Source organism: Cellulomonas sp. APG4 (assembly GCF_009996735.1).
In the GTDB taxonomy this organism is placed as follows: domain Bacteria; phylum Actinomycetota; class Actinomycetes; order Actinomycetales; family Cellulomonadaceae; genus Actinotalea.
Window position 1 is genome coordinate 24,684 of sequence record NZ_JAACYI010000004.1, and the last position, 18,955, is coordinate 43,638.

The 18,955-nt window shown below is 73.0% G+C and carries 25 protein-coding genes; 19 read left to right on the plus strand and 6 right to left on the minus strand.

Going from position 1 to position 18,955, the window contains the following annotated elements; genetic code table 11:
- The first annotated feature begins 13 nt into the window (after positions 1-13).
- The 19 genes from GXB85_RS04700 to GXB85_RS04780 all read left to right on the plus strand — a co-directional run bounded on the left by GXB85_RS04700 (position 14) and on the right by GXB85_RS04780 (position 13,639).
- Positions 14-439 carry a hypothetical protein gene (locus GXB85_RS04700; protein ID WP_161916495.1) on the plus strand — a complete coding sequence of 142 codons (426 nt, stop codon included), beginning with the start codon at positions 14-16 and terminating at the stop codon, positions 437-439.
- Between the two features lie 3 nt (positions 440-442).
- Positions 443-934 (plus strand): hypothetical protein, encoded by a 492-nt coding sequence (locus GXB85_RS04705; RefSeq protein ID WP_161916496.1) that lies wholly within the window; start codon positions 443-445, stop codon positions 932-934.
- Positions 931-1,401 (plus strand): hypothetical protein, encoded by a 471-nt coding sequence (locus GXB85_RS04710; protein WP_161916497.1) that lies wholly within the window; start codon positions 931-933, stop codon positions 1,399-1,401. Before GXB85_RS04705 ends, GXB85_RS04710 begins: the two co-directional genes overlap by 4 nt.
- A complete protein-coding gene (locus tag GXB85_RS04715) occupies positions 1,398-1,730 on the plus strand; it encodes a hypothetical protein (protein ID WP_161916498.1) in 333 nt (110 codons plus the stop codon). Before GXB85_RS04710 ends, GXB85_RS04715 begins: the two co-directional genes overlap by 4 nt.
- A gap of 3 nt (positions 1,731-1,733) precedes the next feature.
- The gene (locus GXB85_RS04720; protein ID WP_161916499.1) at positions 1,734-4,640 is read left to right on the plus strand and encodes a phage tail tape measure protein; all 2,907 of its coding nucleotides are present in this window, start codon (positions 1,734-1,736) and stop codon (positions 4,638-4,640) included.
- A complete protein-coding gene (locus GXB85_RS04725; protein WP_161916500.1) occupies positions 4,640-5,440 on the plus strand; it encodes a hypothetical protein in 801 nt (266 codons plus the stop codon). The genes GXB85_RS04720 and GXB85_RS04725 overlap by 1 nt, the downstream gene beginning before the upstream one ends.
- Complete coding sequence (locus GXB85_RS04730; protein WP_161916501.1) at positions 5,440-6,546, plus strand: hypothetical protein; 1,107 nt, start codon at positions 5,440-5,442, stop codon at positions 6,544-6,546. Before GXB85_RS04725 ends, GXB85_RS04730 begins: the two co-directional genes overlap by 1 nt.
- Positions 6,543-7,331, plus strand: a complete 789-nt coding sequence (locus tag GXB85_RS04735) for a hypothetical protein (RefSeq protein WP_161916502.1) — start codon at positions 6,543-6,545, stop codon at positions 7,329-7,331. Before GXB85_RS04730 ends, GXB85_RS04735 begins: the two co-directional genes overlap by 4 nt.
- Entirely contained in the window at positions 7,331-7,453 is a 123-nt protein-coding gene (locus GXB85_RS18520) for a hypothetical protein (protein WP_255465744.1), read from the plus strand. Before GXB85_RS04735 ends, GXB85_RS18520 begins: the two co-directional genes overlap by 1 nt.
- Positions 7,443-7,988: a hypothetical protein gene (locus GXB85_RS04740; RefSeq protein WP_161916503.1), complete on the plus strand. Its 546-nt coding sequence runs from the start codon at positions 7,443-7,445 to the stop codon at positions 7,986-7,988. Before GXB85_RS18520 ends, GXB85_RS04740 begins: the two co-directional genes overlap by 11 nt.
- 4 nt (positions 7,989-7,992) lie before the next feature.
- A complete protein-coding gene (locus GXB85_RS18760; protein ID WP_161916504.1) occupies positions 7,993-10,065 on the plus strand; it encodes a right-handed parallel beta-helix repeat-containing protein in 2,073 nt (690 codons plus the stop codon).
- 28 nt (positions 10,066-10,093) lie between these two features.
- On the plus strand, positions 10,094-10,552 hold the full coding sequence (locus GXB85_RS04750) for a hypothetical protein (RefSeq protein WP_161916505.1): 459 nt from the start codon (positions 10,094-10,096) through the stop codon (positions 10,550-10,552).
- Entirely contained in the window at positions 10,549-10,911 is a 363-nt protein-coding gene (locus GXB85_RS04755) for a hypothetical protein (protein WP_161916506.1), read from the plus strand. The genes GXB85_RS04750 and GXB85_RS04755 overlap by 4 nt, the downstream gene beginning before the upstream one ends.
- Before the next feature lie 2 nt (positions 10,912-10,913).
- Positions 10,914-11,765: a D-alanyl-D-alanine carboxypeptidase family protein gene (locus tag GXB85_RS04760; protein WP_370524002.1), complete on the plus strand. Its 852-nt coding sequence runs from the start codon at positions 10,914-10,916 to the stop codon at positions 11,763-11,765.
- 3 nt (positions 11,766-11,768) lie between these two features.
- On the plus strand, positions 11,769-11,894 hold the full coding sequence (locus GXB85_RS18525) for a hypothetical protein (RefSeq protein WP_255465745.1): 126 nt from the start codon (positions 11,769-11,771) through the stop codon (positions 11,892-11,894).
- Positions 11,894-12,400, plus strand: coding sequence for a holin (locus GXB85_RS04765; RefSeq protein WP_161916507.1), 507 nt, complete (start codon positions 11,894-11,896; stop codon positions 12,398-12,400). Before GXB85_RS18525 ends, GXB85_RS04765 begins: the two co-directional genes overlap by 1 nt.
- A 253-nt stretch (positions 12,401-12,653) precedes the next feature.
- Positions 12,654-12,860, plus strand: a complete 207-nt coding sequence (locus GXB85_RS04770; RefSeq protein WP_161916508.1) for a hypothetical protein — start codon at positions 12,654-12,656, stop codon at positions 12,858-12,860.
- A gap of 3 nt (positions 12,861-12,863) precedes the next feature.
- Complete coding sequence (locus tag GXB85_RS04775) at positions 12,864-13,397, plus strand: hypothetical protein (protein ID WP_161916509.1); 534 nt, start codon at positions 12,864-12,866, stop codon at positions 13,395-13,397.
- Between the two features lie 5 nt (positions 13,398-13,402).
- Complete coding sequence (locus tag GXB85_RS04780; protein WP_161916510.1) at positions 13,403-13,639, plus strand: hypothetical protein; 237 nt, start codon at positions 13,403-13,405, stop codon at positions 13,637-13,639.
- A gap of 8 nt (positions 13,640-13,647) precedes the next feature.
- Here GXB85_RS04780 and GXB85_RS04785 read toward each other — a convergent pair whose 3' ends face one another.
- From GXB85_RS04785 to GXB85_RS04810, 6 genes are all read right to left on the minus strand, one after another.
- Positions 13,648-13,938, minus strand: coding sequence for a DUF732 domain-containing protein (locus GXB85_RS04785; protein WP_161916511.1), 291 nt, complete (start codon positions 13,936-13,938; stop codon positions 13,648-13,650).
- 199 nt (positions 13,939-14,137) lie between these two features.
- Positions 14,138-15,007, minus strand: coding sequence for a tyrosine-type recombinase/integrase (locus GXB85_RS04790; protein WP_202627599.1), 870 nt, complete (start codon positions 15,005-15,007; stop codon positions 14,138-14,140).
- Between the two features lie 184 nt (positions 15,008-15,191).
- Positions 15,192-15,857: a GNAT family N-acetyltransferase gene (locus GXB85_RS04795; RefSeq protein ID WP_161916512.1), complete on the minus strand. Its 666-nt coding sequence runs from the start codon at positions 15,855-15,857 to the stop codon at positions 15,192-15,194.
- A 99-nt stretch (positions 15,858-15,956) separates the two neighbouring features.
- Positions 15,957-16,625, minus strand: a complete 669-nt coding sequence (locus tag GXB85_RS04800; RefSeq protein WP_161916513.1) for a hypothetical protein — start codon at positions 16,623-16,625, stop codon at positions 15,957-15,959.
- Positions 16,626-16,920: 295 nt separating this feature from the next.
- Entirely contained in the window at positions 16,921-17,928 is a 1,008-nt protein-coding gene (locus GXB85_RS04805; protein ID WP_161916514.1) for an LLM class flavin-dependent oxidoreductase, read from the minus strand.
- Between the two features lie 50 nt (positions 17,929-17,978).
- A complete protein-coding gene (locus tag GXB85_RS04810) occupies positions 17,979-18,929 on the minus strand; it encodes a pseudouridine synthase (RefSeq protein ID WP_161916515.1) in 951 nt (316 codons plus the stop codon).
- Positions 18,930-18,955: the final 26 nt, after the last annotated feature.

Genomic DNA, 18,955 nt, shown 5'->3' on the forward strand with positions numbered 1-18,955 from the left:
GGGAGATCTCGTCATGCCCAAGAACCTGCGCCACCCCAAGACCCGGGCGCTGTGGACGGTGCCGAACCAGGTCGCCGACCACTGGATCCGCGCGGGGTGGGAGCTCGTCGACGACGACGCCACCGACCCTGGCCCGCTGACGCTCGTGCTGGCGCGCACGAAGGCCGAGGCGACCGCGTACATGAAGGACGCCGGCCTGGACAGCTCCCAGGCCCGCTACGTGGGCGACCCGAAGGAAGTGGAGGGCCTGACCGCCGACGGCGTGCACCTGGCCGTACTGCCGTCGTTCGCCAAGCACCGCAAGCACGACGAGCTCGTCGCCGCGCTCACGGCGACCGGCGTGCGGCTGCCCGCCCCCCAGGACACCCCGACCGCCCTGGGCGGGGACGAGGACGAACCGCCCGCGGACTCGTCCACCACCGACACCCACGAGGAGTGAGTCATGAGCACGCCCCTGCCCACCTCGAACCGGTTCTTCGCCCCCGAGATCTCGGTCGTCACGTTCGTCCCGACGATCGCCTCGGCGGCCCTGGCGTACACCCGCATCGAGCTCGACGCCGGCACGAACCTCACCCAGGAGATCGCGGACCTGTCCGGGTGGCAGCTCACCGGTGGTGAGATCCCGACCCCGGACCTCGGGTCGCGGTTCACCTCGAGCATCCCGGGCCGCCAGACCGCCGACGCGTCCTCGCTGACGTTCTACGCCGACCTCGCCGGCGACGACGTCCGCACGGTCCTGACCCAGGGCCTGAACGGGTTCATGATCTTCATGGACGGCGGGGACGTGCCCACCCAGCCCTCGGACGTCTTCCCGTGCCGGGTCAACACGGTCGGGAAGGTCCGGTCGGTCGGTGACGCCGCGCACCAGCTGACGATCGGGTTCACGATCACCCGCAAGCCCGCGGCCGACGTCCCGATCCCGGCGGCGGCGTGAGCCTGCGCGAGCGGCTCGAGGGCAAGGCCCGCCGGCGCCTCTCGGTCCGCGTCCAGGTCACCGACCCGGCCGCGGACCGGGAGGCCGTCTCGGCGGCCCAGACCCTGCTCCTGGCCGCCCAGGCGGCCCCGGAGGCCCACGACGTCCCGGCGGCGCAGGACGCCTACGACGCCGCCGTGGCGGCGTTCCTGGGCAACTTCGAGGACGTCCCGTTCGAGGCCCTGGACCCCAAGGACTTCGAGGCCCTGGTCGACGCGCACTCGCGCGCTGACGACATCGACCGCGACGGGCTGCTCGCCGCGCTCGCCGCGGCGTGCGTGGTCGACGAGGACCTGCGCGACGAGGCGTGGTGGCGGGCCCAGCTCGCGCGCCCGGAGTGGACGACCGGGGAGAAGGACGACCTGTACCACCGCCTGTTCACGGAGCTGCACTACTCGGTGCCGTCGGGGGCAATCCCAAAAGGTTGAGCCGCGAGCCGCTGTACGCCGCGCGGATGGCGTACTGCGGGCCCCGCGGCATCCCCCTGTCGGTGTTCCTGGGGTGGGCGCAGGCCGACCAGGACGCGGCCCTGGCGTGGGTGGGGTACGAGGCGCGGCGCTGCTCGAGCTGCGGGTACCACCCCGACGAGGGCCCACGGCACGCGCACATCGACGTGTGCCCGGGCTGCGTGAGCCGCGAGGCGGCCGCACAGGACGAGGACGCGAAGGTGCGCGGCGCCCACGTCCACATGGCTTCCGGCACCACGGGTGAGTGCGACCGGTGCGTGACCACTGCTGCTGCGAACGCAGGGAGGTGAGCCGTGTCGGACCGGTCCCGTGATGTGCGCGTGCGGATCCTCTCGGAGTACTACGACGAGGGTTCCAAGGCCGCGGAGCGGGCCCAGCGGCGTCTGGCGAACCTTCAGGCTGCGGCCGCGCGGGAGGACATCGCCCGCGAGGCGCAGCGCACCGCGGCGGTGGTCAAGGCCAACCGTGAGCAGGCCGTCGCGATGGAGTCGACCGGTCGCAGCATCCTGAAGATCTCGGCCGCGGTAGCGATCGGCCTGGGCCTGGCCACGAAGTCCGCGATCGACTGGGAGGCCGCCTGGGCGGGCGTGCGCAAGACGGTCGACGGCTCCCCCGAGGAGATGGCCCAGCTCGAGACTGAGCTGCGCGGTCTGGCCAAGACCCTGCCCGCGACCCATGAGGAGATCGCCGGCGTCGCGGAGGCGGCCGGCCAGCTCGGTGTGAAGCGCAAGGACGTCGCCGACTTCACCCGAACGATGATCAACATGGGTGAGACGACGAATCTCACCGCGGACGAGGCTGCGACGTCGATCGCGCAGTTCTCGAACATCATGGGCATCGGCGCGGACCAGGCCGACCGGCTCGGGTCCTCGATCGTCCAGCTCGGCAACAACGGCGCCTCGACCGAGCGCGACATCCTCGCGATGGGTCTGCGCATCGCTGGCGCGGGCCGCACCGTCGGGCTGACCGCGGACCAGGTCCTGGCGATGGCGTCCGCGCTGTCGTCGGTCGGGATCGAGGCCGAGGCCGGCGGCACCGCGATCTCCCAGGTGATGCTCAAGGTCGACAAGGACGTCGCCGCGGGCGCCGACACCGTCGCCGAGTACGCGCGCGTCGCCGGCGTTTCCGCCGATGAGTTCTCCCGCAAGTGGGGGCAGGACGCCGCCGGCGCGCTCACCCTGTTCCTGCAGGGCCTGGCGCGCATGCAGTCCCAGGGTGGGAACACCACCGAGGCCCTCGAGGGCATGGGCTTCACGGGGATCCGCGTCACCGACACCTTGCGCCGCGCCTCCCTCGCCTCGGACCAGGTCACCAGCGCGCTGCAGCACTCCTCCGAGGCGTGGGCCGAGAACAACGCGCTCGCCGCCGAGGCCGCCAAGCGCTACGAGACCACCGAGGCACGCCTGCAGATCGCCCGGAACCAGATCAACGACGCCGCGATCGACATCGGCGCGAACTTCCTGCCCGTCGTCGCGAACGCGACCTCCGCGGTCGGGACGATGGCCGAGGGCTTCTCCACCCTCACCCCCGCTCAGCAGTCCTGGGTCGCGAACCTGGGCGCCGCGGCCGCGGGCCTCGGCACCGTCGTCGGTGGCGCGGCGATCGTCATCCCGAAGCTCAAGGAGCTCTCCGAGACGGTCACCGCCCTGCAGGGCGGCTCCTCACGCCTGGGCCGTGCGCTCGGCGGCACGGCCTCGGTCCTCGCCGGACCGTGGGGTCTGGCGCTCGCGGGTGCGACGGTCGCGCTGGGTGCGTGGATGCACTCCCAGGGCGAGGCGAAGCAGCGGGTCGACGAGCTGCGTGCCTCTCTGGACGAGGCGACCGGTGCGGTCACGGGCATGACCCGCGAGGTCGTCGCTCAGCGGCTGGTGGAGAAGCCTGGGTTCTGGGACACGAACAAGCTCTCCGGTGCTGAGGCGGCGAAGCGGCTCGGGATCGAGCTGTCGGTCGTGACGGACGCGATCGCCGGGACCGCGGAGGAGGCCGCGGCGGCGAACGAGATCCTCGACGGGTTCCTGAGCCCGGGGGCGTCGCGGCGCGCGGAGGGCATGGGCCTGTCCATGCAGGAGTGGGTGGGCGCGACGAACGCCCTTCGTCGTGAGCTGACCGGCGGTTCGGAGGACCTCGCGACGGCCCGCCAGGAGGCGGAGTACATGCGGGAGGCCGTCGGCGAGACCGCGGCCGCGACCGACGGTGCGGCGGGCTCCCAGAGCGCGTACAACACCGAGCTCGCCGAGGGTGAGGGCATCGTCGAGCAGGCCGCCGCGGCGGTCGACGACCTGACCCGGGCGCTCGACGAGCTCAACGGGCCCGCGCTCACCGCACGCGAGGCGGAGCGGCGCATGCAGGAGGCGATCGACGCCGTCACGGCCTCGATCGAGAACAACGGCACGACCCTCGACATCAACACCGAGAAGGGCCGCGCGAACAACGAGGTCCTCGACGGGCTCGCCCGCGCTGGGATGGCGCACGCGCAGGCCGTGCTCGAGCAGACCGGCGACGTCGAGGCCTTCACCGCCACGATGGACGCCTCACGGCAGGAGCTCGCGAACGCCGCGATCCAGTTCGGGATGACCTCCGACGAGGCGTGGGCGTTCGTCGAGTCCGTGCTCGCCGTCCCCGACGAAGCGACCGTGCAGGCCACGTTCGAGAAGACCCAGGCCGAGTCGAACATGCAGGCCTTCGTCGACCACTGGTCCGGGTACGGCATCCCGATGTCGGTCAACCTGAACGCCGACGCCGCCCTGTCGCGGATCCAGACGATCCAGCGTCGCCTCGGTGTGAGCGTGATGCAGGCCGACGGCGGTGTCGTCGAGTACTACGCCGCCGGCGGGATCCGCGAGCACCACGTCGCCCAGATCGCTCCCGCCGGCGCGCGCCGCGTATGGGCCGAGCCTGAGACCGACGGTGAGGGCTACATCCCCTTCGCGATGTCGAAGCGCGCCAGGTCCGAGGCGGTCCTGGGGGAGATCGCCCGCCGGTTCGGCGGCGCCTACATCACCCGCGCCGACCAGATCGCCCCGCACATCTCGGTCACCGCGCCCACCGGCGGCACGTCGGCCGACCAGCTCGCGGCCGCCCTCGACGGGGTCGCGTTCACCCTCGTCACCGAGGCGGGCCCGATCCGCGCGATCGCGCGCGCCGAGGTCACCTCCGCACAGGCCTCCCGCCGCCACGCCATGACCCAGGGGGTGCGCTGATGCCCGGCGTCCTCGTCGACATCCCCGTGGCCACCGTCAGCCTCGTCGGCGCGAACGCACCCCAGGTCGTCCAGCTCGCGGTCTCCGGCCTGACGGCCGGCCAGCAGGTCACCGTCACCGGCGCCGCCGTCGGCCACACCTGGCCCGTCCGCGGCGGCACCGTGACCGCAACGACCGGCCAGGTCCTGCTCACCGACGTCCTCGCACCGCTGAACGTCCCCATCACGTACACCGTCCGCGTCGACGACCTCACTCTCGTCACCGACCCCATCACCGTCCCGCACGACGCCCAGTACGTCCTGCAGTCCCTCGACGGCCGCACCGTCATCCCCTTCGCCTGGCACGACAACGACGACCCCCGCGAGACCCACCTGCGCTCGCAGTCGTTCTCGGTGCCTGGGCGCTCGACGCCGGTGGTGCGGTGGGACACCTCGGGTGGTGAGTCGGGTGAGCTGGTGGTGCGCACGACTCCCTCGGGAACGGCGCTGCTCGTCGAGCACCTGCGTGACGTGTCGCCGCTGCTGGTGGTGCGCACGGACGGGACGCTGCTCGACCTGCCGCCGGCCGAGCACATCCTGGTGCACGGCGCGGTGCGGCGCCTGATCGGGTTCGACGGGCTGCGGATCTGGTCGCTGCGCTTCGACGTCGTCGACGACCCCGAGCCGTCGGTGGTGGTCGCGGTCTCCACGGTCGCGGACTTCAACGCGGTCTACGCCGCCTCGACGATCGCGGACTTCAACGCGGAGTGGGCGGGCTCGAGCGTGGCGGAGTTCAACCGGACGGACTGGACGACGCGCTGATGCGTGAGGGCCCGAGCTCGGAGGTCCTGTCGGGGGCGGCGGGGTGGCGTCCGGTGCTGACGTCGCGCCTGGATGGTCGGGTCCTGGCCTCGCGGATCCCGATCACGTCGGGGCGCCTGGTGACGATCGCGGACGCGGAGGTCCCCGAGCGGTTGACGTTCACGGTGCCGGAGTGGGACCACGGCACGTCGTGGGTGCCGGAGTCGCCCACGCACCCCTTGGCGCGGTACGGGCAGATCATCGAGGCGCAGATCCAGGTGACGGCCCCGACGTCGCGGATCGTGACCGACACGCGCCTGGGCCTGTTCCGGGTGCACGACTGGGACTTCGACGACGAGGGCCAGGTGCAGGTCGTGTGCCTGGGCCAGTTGCAGCGCGTCAAGGAGGCCAAGTTCCGCTCCCCCGAGGTCCCGCGTGCCGGGGGCACGTTCTTCTCCGAGTTCCGCCGCCTGATGGTCCCGGGCATCCCCGTGGTGATCCACCCGGACCTGGTCGACCGTCCGATCCCGAAGAGCTTCGTGTGGGAGACCGAGCGTCTCGCGGCGCTGTACGAGATCGCGGCGGCGCTGCCCGCGCGCATCCGCACGGACCAGTGGGGGCAGGTCAACCTCCTCCCACCCCTGCCGGATGTGCCGGCGCCAGTGATGACCCTGACCGACGGCGAGGGCGGAACCCTCATCCGGACGCCACGCTCGGACACCCGCGACCAGGCGTACAACGTCGTCGTCGGTCAGTCCTCGGCGACGGACTCCCCCGCCCGGGAGTCGGTGCGGGCGGTGGCTGAGCAGCTGACCGGCCCGATGGCGGCCACGACCGACGGCACCGGGTACGGCGAGGTCGTGCGCTACGTGTCCTCACCGCTGACCACGACTCCGGGCCAGGTCGCGGCGATGGCGCACACGACCCTGCGGAGCGAGCTGCGCAAGGCCCAGGTCCGCACCGTCTACGCGGCCGCGGATCCGCGCGTCGAGCTCGACGACGCCCTCGCGCTGCGCCGCGGCCGCCGCCGCGCACGCCGCACCGAGTGGGGCTGGGTCGTCGGCACTGACCTGCCCCTGACCGTGGCCGACGGCGCGATGCGCCTGGACGTGGGGGTGAGCGCATGAGCGCCCTGGACGACTGGCGGGAGGTCGCCGCCGGGCCCAAGGGCATCCCCCCGGGCGGCTCCGGCCTGCCCTGGGTGGTCGCACGCCTGATCTCGATCGACGACGACGCGAACCGCGCGATCGTGTCCATCAACGGGTCCCAGCCCGTCGGGCTCCCGTTCCACCCGAACGCCTACGAGGGCATCACGACCGTCTACGTCCAGCTCGACCCGCTGCGCACCGGCGCCGGGCAGGTCGTCACCGGCCCCTGCTACGAGGTCGAGCTGCCCGACGAGATCGCGCCCGTCCCCCCACCCCCGCCCACGACGGTCAAGGTCGGGCCGGTCACGATCCTGCCGACCTGGTCCGGGACGTGGCGCTCCAGCCGAGGCGCGTGGGACCGGTGGAACGCGGGCCGCTACGGCGGCCGCTCCGACCTCTACCAGGGCGACGCCTACGGCTCAGGCCCCCTGAAGGGCCTCGCGACCTACGGGAACCAGATCGTCGGCCTGGGAGCAGAAGCCATCCTGTCCATGACCCTGTCCTCGGTCCGCTCCAACGGCTCCGGGACACCCGCGTTCCAGGGCTCCCCGCACGGCTCACGCCCCGCCGGCTCACCCGCCTCCTCCGGAGGCATCGCCACCGGCCTCGTCGCCGTGGACCTGGTCGCATCCGGCATCGCCGAGGACCTGCGCACCGGCGCCGCGAAGGGCATCTGCACCGTCGGATCCGGCTACGGCGCCGTCCGCGGCACGTCCCACCCCACCGGCATGGCCATCACCCTCACCTACACCCGGGCCGGCTGATGCCCGCCTGGTCGATCTGCCCACGCTGCTCCGCGCTCGCGGTCGACGCGGCCGCGCACGAGGTGTGGCACGTCGAGCTCGCTGCAAGCACCGAACCCGAGGAGACCCCTGATGCCGACTGACGTCCGCGGCCACGAGGTCCCCGACCTCGACTCCGTGCCGGACCTCTACGAGATCCCCCAGCGCCTGTCGTTGTCGGTGCGGGACCCGATCCCGGTCGCGAACGCCACCGAGCGAGCCCAGGTGATCGCCGACCTCGCGGCGCTCCCGGTCCCGATCGTCCCGTCGTCGTCGGAGCCGGTGTACGTGCACCGCGCCGACGCCGGCCCGGGTCTGGCCCTGGAGTACACCGAGGACGGCACCGACTGGCACACCGTGCCCGCGACGCCGTCGGTCGTGAAGCGCGAGGCCGTCGGCGTCAAGACGGTGTCGGTCTCCGGGTCGGCGGGAGGGACCGCCGCGGTGACGTTCCCGGCGGGGAGGTTCACCTCCGCCCCGCTCGTCATCCCCGCGAAGCAGACCGGCGCGCTCGCGCAGTTCATCCCCTACGTCACGGGCGTCACCACGGCGGGCTGCACGATCGGCGTCTACGCCGGCGACGGGGCTCCGGCGACCGGGTCAGTCTCGGTCGCCTGGCACGCCATTCAGGAGGACTGATCCCGTGGCGGTCTTCTCCTTCCGTCCCCAGCTGGCCCTGGACGTCAACGGGAACCTGTCGCCCGGCGGCGTGGGGCAGGTGTACGCCCTCGACGACACGACCTACACCAGCCCCCTGCCGGCTACGGACGAGACCGGCGCGCCCCTCGCCGCGGTGGCGGTGACCTCCGGCCGGTCCCAGCTGTTCCGCGTCGAGGGCCACGGGGCCGTCATGTGGAAGTCGGGTTCCCTGCCCGCCGTCGAGCTCATCTCCGCCGACGGGTTTCTGGCTGTCGCCCAGGCGTCTCAGCTGGCGGCGGAGAACGCCGCGGCCGCCGCGCAGGATCTCGCCGACCTCGCGACCGGGACCTACGACAGCCAGCTCGCGGGCATCCTCGCGACCCCGGGAGGTGCGGCCCGTGCCGAGGTCGCCGCGATCGCCTCCGCAGCAGGGGGCGGCGGCTTCGTCTCCGCCGCGGACAACGGCGTGGTGGGCGACGGCGTCACCGACGACACCGCAGCGCTGAGCGCGCTGTTCGCGAGCGGGGCCAGCCTTGGTCTGCACGTTCTGGTCCCGATGGGCTTCACGTGCCGGATCACGAGCCACCTCACCGTTCCGTCGGGGTCGACGATCACGGTCGCCGGGACGCTCGACCTCTCCGAGGTGCCCGTCTCCGGGGAGGGGGCGGTCCGGGTCACAGGCTCTGAGGACGCACCGGCGTCGCTGACGAGCAACGCTGCGGCCGGAGCCACGACGCTCGCGGTCGGCACGGGGCACGGCATCGAGCCCGGTGACCTGGTGCGCGTCGCGTCGGACGAGCTCTTCGACTCGCACAACACGGACATCAAGCTGGGCGAGCTGGCCGAGGTCGTGCAGACCACGACGAGCAGCATCACCCTCGCTGCGCCGCTGTGCTCCACCTACACCACGGCCACGAACGCGCGCGTGTCGAAGATCAGCCCGGCGCGCCACGTCAGGATCTACGGGCCGGGCAAGCTGGTCGGCCGCTGGAACGACACCGCCGGCGAGTCGGGCCTGGTGGTCCGCGCCGCCGTCGACGTCCTGATCGACGGCCTGACCAGCGAAGGCTTCGACACCCGGCACGTCGCGCTGATCGACTGCGTCAACGCGCGGGTGCGGGACTGCCGCATCACCTGGGCTGGTCGCGCGGGGTACGGGTACGGGATAACGACGGTCAACGCATCGCAGGACTGCGTGATCGAGCACAACCGCATCGACCGGTGCCGCCACGCGTTCTCGACGACCAACGAGGCCGCCGTGCCCGGCATCACCCGGCGCATCCTCGTCGCGCGCAACACGGTGCCGTCCACGCTCACGGCCTCCGGGGACGCCCTGGACACCCACGGCGCGGCCGAGGACATCTGGTTCGACTTCAACACGGTCCTGTCGGCCGCCGGTCAGGGCATCAACCACGAGTGCCGGTCGGGGCGCATCGTGGGGAACCTGGTCATGCGGACCGCGAACCACGGGATCGCCGTGCACAACGAGTCCGACGCCCAGGGCGAGATGCGCGTCGAGGGCAACACCGTGCAGCACGCGGCCGGTGTCGGCATCTACATCTTCCCGGCCGCCCGGGGTGCGACGTCGTTCTACGAGCAGCTGACCGTCTCGGGCAACAAGGTGCGCGACACCTCGGGCGTCGGCCTCAGCGTCGGGCTGCAGGCGGTCAACGCGCGCGACTGGAACGTCACGGTGACCAGCAACGAGATCCTCCGCGCCGGCGATGTGGGCCTGTCGGTCCAGAACGCCGACGGGGGCAGCGTCGCGTCGAACACCGTGTGGGACTGCGTGCAGGGCATCGTTGTCGACGACTGCGTCCACGTGGCCGTAACCGGGAACTCCTCACGCACCGGGGCGACATCGTCCGCAACCTACGTCGGCATCGACGTGAAGGGCGCCTCGCAGTGGGTCACCGTCGCCGCGAACACGGTCCGGGCACTGTCCGCCTCGCAGATCGGCATCCGGTTCGCCGACACCGCCTCGATCTGCTGGGTCGGCCCGAACGCGGTCCGCTCCCCCACGCCGCTCGTCGAGGGCGCGAACGCCTCCTCGATCTACGTCACGACCGCGGCCTAGCTCGAGCACGACCACGAGGAGACCAGCCATGCCCGGAACCGCCGACTGGCCGCGCCTCCAGCGCCGTCTGGCCCGCACGCTACGTGCCGTGATCTACGGCTTCGCCGCGCTCGCGGCGGCCGGGGTGTTGGTGTGGCAGCCGCCGCCGATCGTCGCGGCGATCGGCCCCGGCGGGCTCTACGCCCTCGGCGTCGTGGGCGCCCTCGCTGGCGCAGCTGCGCTGGTCGCGTCGCTCACGCATCGGTGGCGGGCCGAGTGGGTCGCGACGTGGTTCGTCGCGGCCGCGTTCGCGGCCTACACGACGATCGACTGGGCGATGGTCCTTGTCGGGCACTACGGGCGGATCCCCGGCTCGGCCGTGCTGACGGCCCTCACGGCGGCGATCGCGGCCCGCGGCGTGGACCTGTGGGTCTTCCATCTGGAGACCTCCCACGCGCGCCGCGCTCGCGTCCGTCGGTGGCGCACGGTCGCGGGTCTGGTGGCATGAGCCCAGCCGAGACCGCCGGGCTGGTCGTCCTGCTGATCACCGCCCTCCTCGGGGGCGGGGGCCTCAAGGCACTCATCGACTCGATCCGCTCCCGTCGGCAGGAGATCGCCGCCGACGAGCGGGAGGCGAGACGCGAGCTCGCCGAGGACCGCCGCGACACGATCGCGGACCGCGAGGGCCTGATCGACCGGCTCGAGCGGCGCCTGCAGAACGTCGAGGCGCGCCTCGAGGCGGCCGAGAACGGGAACGTCGCCAAGGCGCTGGTGATCCGCGCGCAGGGCGACCACATCGACGTTCTCGAGCACCACATCTGGCAGGGCTTCGGCCCGCCCCCACCCCGACGCCCGGAGGGAGTCTGACCGTGGCGCTCAACGGCCTGCTGCCCGCCGCGCTGCTCTCCCCGGCCGTCCCCGGCCCAGCGGGTGCGCGGCTGGAGATCTCCGCAGCACTGTCCTGGGCGCGGCTGTGCGCCGACGTGGAGCGCCGCTACGGCTGGACCCCGCAGATCACCTCCGCCGGTGATGCCTACCGCTCCTACGAGATCCAGGAGCGGATCTTCCGGCAGCGGTACACCACGGCCGGCCCGACCGCCGTGGACTGGGTCGGCAAGTCGTGGCGGGGTGCTCGGTGGTACCGGCTGCCGATCTGGGCCGCGGCTGCCACCCCCGGCACCTCGAACCACGGTCGCGGCGTCGCCGTCGACATCACCGGGCTGGGTGGCTTCGCCGGCACCCGGTACCGCCAACTCGCGGCCGTCGCGGCCGAGCACGGCTGGGACAACAACGAGGGCCGGGCGATCGCCGAGGCCTGGCACTGGGTCTACAAGGCGCGCAACGACACCCACCGCGGCGGCGGCCTGCCCGCCCCACTCACCCCGGAGGACGACACCATGAGCAAGGAAGACGTCGACGAGCTGAAGGCTGAGCTCGAGGACCTGAAGCAGTGGCTCGCCGAGGTGTTCCGCGTCGGCAACTCCGTCCCGAACCTCTCGGCCGCGATCATGGGGTCGCACGCCTACCAGCAGGTCCGCGACCCCAACACCGGAAAGGTCATCGCGGTCACCACCGCGATCTCCGCGCTCCTCGGCATGGTCGGCCGCCTCCCCGGTCTCACCGCCGAGCAGATCGAGGCTGCGATCCACGAGGCCACACCGGCTGCCGGCGTGAGCGCTGACGACCTCGCCGACGAGCTCGCACGCCGCCTCACGGACTGACCCGTGCACGTCCACCACCAGCCCTCGGACATCCGCGGGCTGCACCTCATCGCGCACGCCACAGCGCTCGCGGTGTCCATCTGCCTCGCCGGCCTGGCGGGGTTCCTTCGCTCGATCGGAGTCCTGTGATGTCCGAGCTGCTCTCCGCCGCGTGGTGGTCCCTGGCGGGCCAGCGCGCGGCCCGGTCCTTCCTCGTGGGCCTGCTGCCCTTCCTGCCGGCGATCGTCGCCGGCGACACCACGGCGCTGCTTGCCGGCCTGTCCGCCGGCGCGCTCCTCGCCGTCCTGTCGATCGCGACGTCGTGGGTGAACCTGCCCGAGGTCGACGGCACACCCCGCCCGTGGTGGGCGGCCGCACTCGACCGCGTGGTCCGCACGTTCGCTCAAGCCTTCCTCGCGAACATCCCCGCGGCCGCGGTCCTGCTCTCCGACGTCGACTGGCAGGTCGTGCTCACGAACGCGGCCGCGTCCGCCGCGGGCTCCCTCGTGCTCGCGCTCATCTCGGTCCTGCCCGAGTCCGTGCCCGCCGCCATCCCGGAGAGCGTGGTGGTCGAGACCGTCGACGCCGAGGGTCGGGTCGTCGCCGGCCCGGCGTCCCCGTTCGAGACCGGCACGGTGATGCGCGACCACGTCTGACACCCCGCGCAGGGCGCGCCCGCGCCGGTAGCCTGACCTCACTCCCCGGCCATCCCCCTGCACCAGGGAGCACGACGCCCCCACCCAGCCTCCGGGCTGGGTGGGGGCGCTTCGTTGCGTGTCAGGGGGCGGACATAGCGTGCGGACCACAGGGCGACCACGTGGTCCCCTGTGGTTCATCCGAGCAGCGGTGACCACACCGCCCAGATCCATGCGAGGATCGGGCTCATCGACGAAATGGGAGGGGATGATCATGGGTGCACCGACGGTTGACGTCGTGACCCCCGAGATCGTCGAGATGAACACCGCCGAGGGTCGCGAGATGCTCAGCGGCCAGGTCCAGGACCACCTCGGTCTCGGACTGGACGAGTTCCTCGAGCGGCTCGACCGCGGCGAGTACGACGACACCGAGGACGACGCGGTGCTTCGTCTGGTGATGCTGGCGCCCTTCGCGCGCTGACCGATGCCCGGCAGAACGCCTCCGGAGGCCTTCGAGGCCTTCATCGAGCCGATCCGCCGGGCTCTGTCATGCCTGGGGCCAGCGAAGATCACGCTGAGCCAACACGGCCGCCAGGTCGGCGACACGAGGGCTTGGACCCTGAACAACGGCCTCGGCCTCGCGATGCGCGGTGGCTGGCACCTCGACGCGACGATGCACTACGAGATCATCCCGACGCAGGACACGAGCGCCTGGCGGGTCACCACGCGGGCCTACCGGTACCGAGTCGCCTGCGCGGACGCTGAGCTCGTCCGCATGCACTGGCACCCCAGCGGGAACAGCCCCCACACGCTGCCCCACCTACACATCCCGGCACTCGCCGCCGCCACACATCACCTGCCTGTCACGCGCCTGACGTTCGAAGACGCCATCGAGTGGGCGATCAGCCTCGGCGCGCCACCGGCGCGCGAGGACTGGCGGGACGTGCTCGGCGAGACGCGGGCGCTGCACATCGAGCATCGCTCGTGGCACGTCTCCCCGCGCGAGACGAGCAGGTAGGCGGCATGGACCGGTCGACGCACTCGAGCTGGCTCGTGACCTCCCCGGAGCCGCGGCCGCAGAAGATGCTCCCCGAGCCGCGGCGCGCCGTCGCACGCGCCCGCACCTACGGCGGTGACCTCGTGACCGCACAGGTCTACGCGATCGCCCGCGCCCCGGGCTTCGTGTGCGTCGAGCAGGAGATCCCGGGCCGGGCACCGTGGAACGCGTGGCTGCCCGAGCGCGCCGTCACCCCTGTGTAAGGACGCGCTCAGCCTGCGACCTCGGGGCACCACCGCGCGATCGCCGCGGCGACGATCCCCTTCGCGGCGCCGTGCTCAACCCCGAGGTTCTCGATGTACGCGGCCTCCATCGACGCGACGGCTAGCGCCGGATCGCCCGAGTACCCACGCAGGTCCCTGCAGGTCGCGACGCCGAGCTCGTCGAGCTCCGTGGCGCTCGACTCCTCCCATCCCGCCGCCCCGCGGACGCCTTCGTAGAAGCGCCGCTGGTCCGGGTCATCCGGCCACTCGAGCTCCTCGGCGGCCGGCTCGCTCTTCACCGTTGGCTTCGGTGCCGGCGTCGTCGACGGTTCCGCCGAGGGCGGTGCCTGCGCAGGCTCCTCGCCCGCGGGCGAGCACCCCACCAGCAAGAGCCCCCCGACAGCACTCGCCACGACCGCGATCAGTGCTCTCCTCATGACCCACATCCTCTCGTCACCGCGCTGGACCACACCAGACGCGTTCGGGTACACCTCGGCATCACGCCGCCGCGACCTTCGAGCCCGCCGCACCGATCATCGCGGCCGCAGCGACCGCATTGCGCAGGTGCTGATCCGGCAGCTGAACGTAGATCCGAGTCGTGTCCGGGCTCGAGTGCCCCAGCAGCTCCATCACCGCGAGCAGGTCCCGCGTGCCCGCGTAGGCCACCGTCCCGAACCTGTGCCGCAGCGTGTGCGCCGTCCACCCGTCCGGCATCGCCCGCGCCATGAGCTTCGACACGTGGTTCGGCGACAGGTGCCCACCCCGCCCGTTCGGGAACAGCCAGCCGTCCGCGTTCGCGATCGCCTCGAGGAGTTCGGGCGGGCCGATGGGGACCTGGCGGTCCTTGCCGCCCTTGCCGTGGACGGTGAGGCGGTCGCCGTCGAGGTCCCACGACGAGACGCGCGAGATCTCGCCGGCGCGCAGGCCCGCGAAGACGGCGAGGGCGACCATGAGCCGCACTCGCTCGTCGCTGGCGTGCAGGCTCTGCGCGACGACGCTCTCGGGCGCCGGGCGCGGCCGCCCCCGCGGTACACGCACGGTCGGCAGGCGCACGGTGGGGTCGACGTCGACGTGGCCGTTGCGGTGCGCCCAGCGGTAGAAGCCTGCGATCGCGGTGCGCATGGACTTCTTCGCGGCCAGGCTCTGCTCGGGCCCGCCGCGGCGCGTCGCGCGGGGCGTGCGGTCAAGCGTCGCGAGGAGGAGTTCGAGGTCGCCCGTGGTGACGTCCCACGGCCCGCTGTCGAGGCGCTGGGCGGCCTGGCGCAGGTAGTGCCGGTAGAGCGTGACCGTCGCGGGTCTACGGCCGGCGGCCGTCAGCGAGGTGCAGTAGTTCGTGATCGCGGTGTTCCATCCCTGGTTTGTTGTCATGCCAGCACACGTGCCCGCGCCGCGGCGTGGGACAGTGCCGGACCGGGGGCGGGTGGTGCGGGTCATGTGGAAGCCCTCCGTGTCGTCGTTGACACGAAGGGCATCGACCAAGGTCAGATGACGGGCATGGGGCCTCACGGGTCGGTGGACTGGCCGACTGGCGAGGAGCCTGTGGGTACGACGGTCACGACGCGACGTCCTCGTCAGCGGCCGCCGGGGCGCTCGAACCAGCCCAGGGGCCGACGATCACGTCTGCGACCTGCGCAGACGTGTCATCCGTAGGTTGTGGGTTCGAACCCCACGGGGCCCACACCGCCCTGACCGTCGCGTACAGGGCCATGTCGACGCGGCGCCCGCCGATCTCCTGGTGGCTGAGGAGCACACCTTCGCGCGCGTACCCGGCGCGCTCGGCGGTGCGCACGGACGCCACGTTCCACGGTTCGACGTAGAGCTCGACGCGATGGATGACCGGGAGGCTCCACGCGAACGCGGTGAGAGCACGGAGCGCCTGCGCGGCGACTCCCCGGCCGCGCTCACGCGGGGCGACCCCGTACCCCGCGGTCGCCCGCCCGGTCGCGGCGACGGCGAGCGACAAGCCTGCCTGCCCCAGGGCGCGGTCGTCGCCCGCATCGGCGACGCAGAACGAGTAGCCGCGGCCGTCAGCCAACCGTGCGTACTGCCGGTCGATCCAGTCGAGTGCCTGCTCTGCGCTCGCATCAGCCACGAGGGTGCCGGTGAGCGGGACGTACGGGTCCGTGGCGAGGTCGCGCACCATGTCGACGTCGCGTGCCTCGAAGGGGCGCAGCCGGACCGAGCCGTGCGCCGGGAGCTCGGCGGGCATCGTCAGCATCGGCCCAGTATCGCGAGGTCAGCAGCGGACCGGCGGCCCACCGCCCTTGTGCACGGATTCGCCTGGTGCTCGACGTCCCGGGTTCGGTCGCGCCCTATCTCAGGCTTCGCGGCGCGCCGCCCGCGCGCGACGCAGCTCCTCGAGGCGGCGGCGCTGGTCGGCCGTCATCCCCGCGACGCCCCTGTCCGGGGCGTCAGCCGGTGCGGCAGCGGCCGAGAACCGGCGGACCCAGGCGCGGCGTCCGAGGACGATGCTCCACGAGGCGAGCAGCGCCACGGCGACCAGCGCGGCGATGCGCCACGCGGACGGCACGTCCCGCGCGAGTGCGACGAACGCGAGCAGCCAGGCGAGACCGGCCGGCAGCGTCGCGAGGAACATCCGCCCGTCGGGCACCCAGCCGGACACGTAGAACCGCATGAGCCACGCCGTGACGCGGCTCTGCCGCACGGGCTGCAGGGACAGCGCGACGCCTGCGGCGGTCGGCAGGCCGATCGTCGCCCCGCGGGCCGCGTGCTCGGTGAAGGAGAGCCGCTCGTGCGCGAAGCCCGGCCTGAGCGACCGTGCCACGTAGACGAACGACAGCACGGCGAGGGGCCAGGTCGCGGACGGCAGGTACCACAGGACGCCCGGTCCCCAGAGCACGACGAGCAGCGGCACGGCAAGCACGAACGCGACGAGCTCGGAGGGCGACGCCACGATCCGCTCCCACCCGTCGGCGATCTCCATCGTTCCGTCGACCGCGCCGAGCACGAGGATGCCGGGACTCACCGCGAGCACGAGCACCGCGATCGCGGTCCAGACGAGACCGATGAGCAGGTAGCCGAACGGGCGGGCGAGCCGCGCAAGGGTGCTCGGCTCCGGTCGCGGGGGCGTCGTCGAGGGTCCTTCCGGGTGGGGTTGCTCAGGGCCCGCGTGGCGGGAGCGGCGCCGCGTCGAGGGCGGAGTCCATGATCACGCCGCGTCGCGGTGACGATAGTCACCCTCGCGGAGGGGCGCGGGCTGAGTCCGCGCAACCGGCGACGCGGTGCGGCCCCGACGTCCAGCTCCGTGACGCAGGGCCTCCTCAGACGACGGCGGCGAACGACTCGAGCGCGTCGCGGGCGTCCACGCCGGCGGCCATGAGCACCACGCTGGTCACCCCGGCGCGGCCCAGCTCGGCGATGCGGGCGCGCACCACGTCGGCCGGGCCGACCAGGGCGAGGCGATCCACCCACGCGTCGGGCATGCGGCGCGTGAACTCGGCCCGGTCGGCGCACGACGCGCGCAGCTCGGCGAGCTCGCGGGCGAACGGCAGCGGCTCGATGTGCACCGACCAGTCGGGCTCCCCGATCCACTCGAGCGCGGGCCGCGCGCGGTGCCGGGCCACGGCGGCGTCGTCGTGCACCGCGGCCACGTCGTAGGCCACCACCCGGTGCCCCGCCGGCGGCTGCGTGTGACCGAGGGCGACGGCGACGTACTCGGGCGTCACCGGCTCGGCGAGCACGGTCCCGTCGGCGAGCTCGCCCGCGATCCGGTGCGTGCGCGGCCTGCGCGCACCCACCAGCAACGACGGTGGCTGCGGCGCCGGGCTCTCGAGACGCACGTCCCGCAGCCGCACGTACCGCCCCTCCACCGACACCGACTCCCCACGCAGCAGGCCGCGCAGGGCGTCGAGCTCCTCGCTCAGGAGGGTCAGCGGGCTCGCCGGCCACGCACCCACCTGCCGCATCCACCCGGGCAGCCCGTGCCCCAGGCCGACGTCGACCCGGCCCGGGAACAGCTCGGCGAGCGTGTTCATCTCCATCGCGGCGAACCCGACGTTGCGCGCTGCCGTCGGCAGCAGGCCGATGCCCACGCGGATGCGCTCCGTCGCCGCGAGCACCGCCGCGGCCTGCGCGATCCCGCCGCGGAACCCGAGGTCCTCGACCACCCACAGCTCGGCGAAACCGAGCTCCTCGGCGCGTCGGGCGAACGCGAGCACCTCTCCGGCGGGCAGGTCACGCGGCAGCATGACCCCCACGGAGACGGCAGGCGCGTGCTCGGCCTGGTCAGGGCCGGGGGCCGGGACGGGGGCGGGCGTGGCGTCGGGCATGGACGCACTGTAGGCCGCACGCCGGGACGGCCCGGGCCCCGACGGTGCCGTCAGTGCGGCTGCGTGCCAGGCTCTCCGTCGGCCGCAGGCGCCAGCGGCAGCGAGCGCACGCTGCGGAACTCTCGCCGGGCCCCGTCGACGGGGTCGGTGAAGGCGAGCTCGGCCGCGAGCAGCTGGAGCGGGTGGCGGAAGTCGTCGACCTCGACGTCCCGCACCTCGGGGTACAGCGGGTCGTTCACGATCGGGATGCCCAGCCCGTGCAGGTGCAGACGCAGCTGGTGGGTGCGGCCGGTGCGAGGCGTGAGCCGGTAGACGCCGTGGTCGCCCACCTCACGCTCGAGCTCGACCAGGGTCTCGGCGTTGACGGGTGCGTCCGCGACCACCTCGGCGCACCACGTGCCACGCTCCTTGCGGATGTGGTTGCGCACCACCACCGGCAGCTCGAGCCCCGGCCGCAGCGGCGCGAGCGCCCGGTACACCTTGTCGACCGCGCGCCGCTCGAAGGCCGACTGGTACGGCCCCCGCCAGCGCCGCTCGGTCGCGAGCATCAGCAGGCCCGAGGTGACGCGGTCCAGCCGGTGCAGCGGCGAGAGCTCGGGCAGCCCCAGCTCGGCGCGCAGCCGCACGACGACGCTCTGCCGCACGTGCCCGCCGCGCGGGATGGTCGCGAGGAAGGGCGGCTTGTCGACGACGACGATCCGCTCGTCGCGGTGGACCACGTGGATCCGTCCCGGCACCTCGGGCTCGTCGCGCAGGTCCCGGTGGAACCAGACGTACCGCGCCGGGAGGAACGGGTCGTCGTCGCGCACGGCCCGGCCGTCCTCGTCCACGAACCGGCGCTGGGCGAGCATCGCCGTGACGTCGACGCGGTCGGGCAGCCGGTGGCGGAGCCACGCGCCCATCGTCGGCCACGGTGCCGGGTTGGCACGGTCGCGGTCCGGCGTGCGCAGCCGCGCGGCGTCGAGGCCGTGCCGTGCGGGGAGCGGGGACCGGGGAGGCACGCGCCGATCGTACGAGCGCGGCGTGC